Below are 2,984 nucleotides of genomic sequence, written 5' to 3'. Positions count from 1 at the left end.
GAGGCGTGTCCTGGGGATGGATATTCCGACGCCAGTAAATGTGATCGCGAAAGAACTCGAGAATCAGTTTCTCGAACAGCTCGTCATTTTCACCATAGGCACCCAGGAAAAAAGGGCTGAATACACGATCCACATCTTTCATTTCGCCAGTCATTTTGCCTGTTCTCAGATCACCCGGGAAAAACGCTTCTGCGACGCCGGACCGTTATAGGCATCGAAAAGCATCGCCACGTTACGTACAAGGTAACCTCCGGCAGGGAGCACCTGAAAGCCTTGCGCGGTGAACGTCAGACGATGTGGATGTGGAACTGGTGGAGCGCTACCTGGAGCAGTTCCTTGACCCTGGCACCTGGACGGCGGACTCCCTCCGGGCGGAGTTCGACGCACCCGAGCCATGACCGCACCAGCCATGCCTACCGGATGCACTCCGGACGCGCAGGAGACCGCCCTCGTCATAGAAGGCATGAAGTGCGGTAGCTGGGCCGCCGCGGTGGCGGCGGTCCTGCAGCGCCAGCCGGGGGTCATCGAGGCCGGTGTCAATTTCGCCGCCGACGCCGCAACGGTTCGCTGGGACGCGGCCGTCACCGCCCTGCCCCGGCTCCAGCAAGCGGCGCAACGGCTCGGCTACCGGGCCATTCCCGTCGATGAGGCGCCCGAGGCACCCCGGGCCGGACCAATGCGCGCGCGATCTGCAGATCCACCTGGCCGTCGCCGTGTGCTTCGGCATGTGGAGCATGATGGCCGCCCTGCTGATCTACTTCGGCCCACTCACGCCGATGGAAACTGAGGCACGATGGTTCCTGGCGACGGCCTCCGGCGTTCTGAGCCTGCCCGCCATACTCTATTCGGGCTTTCACTTCTACGTTGCAGGCTGGCGAACACTCCGTGCGGGCGTACCCGGCATGGACGCGCTCATCACTATGGCGGTGCTCGCCGCGGTGCCGGTGTCGCTATGGCAACTGGCGGTGGGCTCCGACATCGTCTACTCGTGGTGGTCATGCTGATCACATTCCAGCTCACCGCACGCCTGGTGGACCTGCGCGTGCGGCGCGACGCGGGGCGTTCCGTGCGCGCCTACCTCCGTGCGGTACCGGAAACGGCACAACGTCCGAGCGCTAGCGACAGCAAGTCGGAACCCGTACCGGTCGCGGAGATTGGCGTCGGCGATGAAGTGCGGGTCGGGGCTGACGAGCGCATCCCCGTCGAGGGTGTGATCGTCTCCGGGCAATCCTGGGTGGATCACTCCATGCTGACGGGGCGTCGCACACGGAACCGCTGCCTGCGGGCGATGCATCGTCTACCGGACGCACTGGCGATTGCTCAACGCGCCCGGCGTGCCATGCTGCAGAACCACTCCTGGGCGGTGGTCTACAACATGATTGCCCTGCCCGCCGAAGTCATGGGTTACGTTCACCAGACAATCGCGGTGGTCGCCATGGGAGCAAGCACGCTGTGTGTGCTCGGGAACTCCTCGCGGCTGGCACTGCATCCGGGGAGTAGAGATGTGGAACCGAATACGCGCCGCGCGCCGGCAGTGAAAGAGGGCCTGCCATGAGACGCGCGATCATCGGTTTTCACACCGACGACGAGGACCACTGGGTGGCGGACTTGGAGTGCGGCCACACCCAGCACGTACGACATCGCCCACCGTGGATCCAACGCCCGTGGGTGACGACGCCCGAGGGCAGGGCCTCCATGCTAGGCTACAGGCTGTGGTGCAAGCGCTGCGAAGACGGCGAACCGCCCGCTCGCACAAGGAGTCGACCGTGACGTCGTGGCACGTTATGAACCTCGGTGACGCCATGATGGCAGATGACGATCTGGTCGACGTGAAACGACGTTTCGACCGGCTCTATCGGCAACGCGGCCGCCCTCCGGGCATGGCGCTCTACGTGCGGCATGTATCAGAAGGTCGATTACATTGCGACGTCATCGTTTACTTCAGCCCCGGTGCGAAGGCGGTCGCCGAGGAGATTGGCGCCGATCCCTGCCCACCCCCGAACACGGAAGCCTTGGGCCTGCTGGCAGGAGCAGGATGAGCAAATATAAATGAGTACCAGACCAGAAATCAGCATCTCATCTCGCGACGCCGACAGGCTTGGTAGATGGATGGACTCCTTGCCTGACGGTGCCTTTCCCCGCAAGGCCAAGCTGGAATCCGAACTGGCGAGCGGAGCCCGAGGAAATCGAATGGCCAATGCCTGGTGGTGGCGTTCTCCGAGTCTGCTTCGACGATGCTCGTTTATCAGCCTGAACGATCAGGCGAGTATCACCGCCACACAGAATCCGACCAGCCAGACACCTTAGACACCCGGTGCTCAAGGCCTCATTGTCACAGCAGACACATTGCGCTAGCTCTGCCCGTTACCCACAAGTCGTAGCGGGCCAGTCGTGATACGGATGGGTTGACTCATTGGTCGACCTCGTCTCTCAGTTGGTAGGCCATCGCCATGGCGGTGAGCTTGGTGTAGCCGTGCCACATCAACTCGTGACCGGGTGGGGGGTCGTGGTTGCGATTGAGATAGCCCCCGAGAATCGCGACCAGCCGCACAGCTTCCCCGAGTTGGGTGGGTCGAGGGCGTGGACGTCGCGGGTCTGGGCAAAGTCACCCAGCACGCGGAGCTCGACGTCGGAGAACAGCAGCCGCGCCGGCAGCTCGGGCACCTCCCGGCCGAGCAGGGTCATCAGCATCACCCGCCAAGCGATGACCATGCGGATGGCAATCGCTCGCTTGAGCCGCTCGGCGCTGTGATGGCCGAGCTTGTCGATTTTGCAACCCGACTTCAGCACCCGGTGCCAGTCTTCGATCCGCCAGCGCAGGCTGTACCAACGCAGGATCTCGGCGGCCTGCTCGGGCGAATCCACGGTGAGGGTGGTAAGCACGAACCACTCGATCGGCTTCTCGCCGTTCGGCGGCGCGTTCTCCACGGCATGGACCACGGTGATCGGGAGCTTGTCGCGTTCGCCGTTGCCTGGCCTGGGGT

Annotated in this window: 5 protein-coding genes and 2 pseudogenes; 6 read left to right on the top strand and 1 reads right to left on the bottom strand. The window is 63.4% G+C overall.

Going from position 1 to position 2,984, the window contains the following annotated elements; all coding sequences use genetic code 11:
• Positions 1-394 precede the first annotated feature (394 nt).
• The 6 genes and pseudogenes from QZT63_RS20115 to QZT63_RS13170 form a co-directional block, all read left to right on the top strand.
• A pseudogene (locus QZT63_RS20115) lies at positions 395-616 on the top strand (heavy-metal-associated domain-containing protein); the annotation flags it as partial.
• Between the two features lie 28 nt (positions 617-644).
• Positions 645-1,004 carry a hypothetical protein gene (locus QZT63_RS13190; protein WP_290651902.1) on the top strand — a complete coding sequence of 120 codons (360 nt, stop codon included), beginning with the start codon at positions 645-647 and terminating at the stop codon, positions 1,002-1,004.
• The gene (locus tag QZT63_RS13185) at positions 998-1,555 is read left to right on the top strand and encodes a hypothetical protein (RefSeq protein WP_290651900.1); all 558 of its coding nucleotides are present in this window, start codon (positions 998-1,000) and stop codon (positions 1,553-1,555) included. Before QZT63_RS13190 ends, QZT63_RS13185 begins: the two co-directional genes overlap by 7 nt.
• On the top strand, positions 1,552-1,770 hold the full coding sequence (locus QZT63_RS13180; RefSeq protein WP_290651898.1) for a DUF3565 domain-containing protein: 219 nt from the start codon (positions 1,552-1,554) through the stop codon (positions 1,768-1,770). Before QZT63_RS13185 ends, QZT63_RS13180 begins: the two co-directional genes overlap by 4 nt.
• Positions 1,767-2,039: a hypothetical protein gene (locus tag QZT63_RS13175; protein ID WP_290651896.1), complete on the top strand. Its 273-nt coding sequence runs from the start codon at positions 1,767-1,769 to the stop codon at positions 2,037-2,039. The genes QZT63_RS13180 and QZT63_RS13175 overlap by 4 nt, the downstream gene beginning before the upstream one ends.
• Before the next feature lie 10 nt (positions 2,040-2,049).
• Positions 2,050-2,264, top strand: a pseudogene (locus QZT63_RS13170) (hypothetical protein); the annotation flags it as partial.
• 217 nt (positions 2,265-2,481) lie between these two features.
• Here the strand turns inward: QZT63_RS13170 and QZT63_RS13165 are convergent.
• Positions 2,482-2,984: transposase (locus QZT63_RS13165; RefSeq protein WP_290651894.1), on the bottom strand; the 503-nt coding region annotated here is incomplete at its 5' end.

This window comes from Aquisalimonas sp. (genome assembly GCF_007120195.1).
Lineage (GTDB): Bacteria > Pseudomonadota > Gammaproteobacteria > Nitrococcales > Aquisalimonadaceae > Aquisalimonas.
This window is presented reverse-complemented; position numbering and strand designations above follow the sequence as displayed.

What these genes read in the sequence shown, in the direction of transcription:
- QZT63_RS13185 (WP_290651900.1), top strand. Translation starts at nt 998, where the DNA reads ATGCTGATCACATTCCAGCTCACCGCACGCCTGGTGGACCTGCGCGTG.
- QZT63_RS13180 (WP_290651898.1), top strand. Translation starts at nt 1,552, where the DNA reads ATGAGACGCGCGATCATCGGTTTTCACACCGACGACGAGGACCACTGG.
- QZT63_RS13190 (WP_290651902.1), top strand. Translation starts at nt 645, where the DNA reads ATGAGGCGCCCGAGGCACCCCGGGCCGGACCAATGCGCGCGCGATCTG.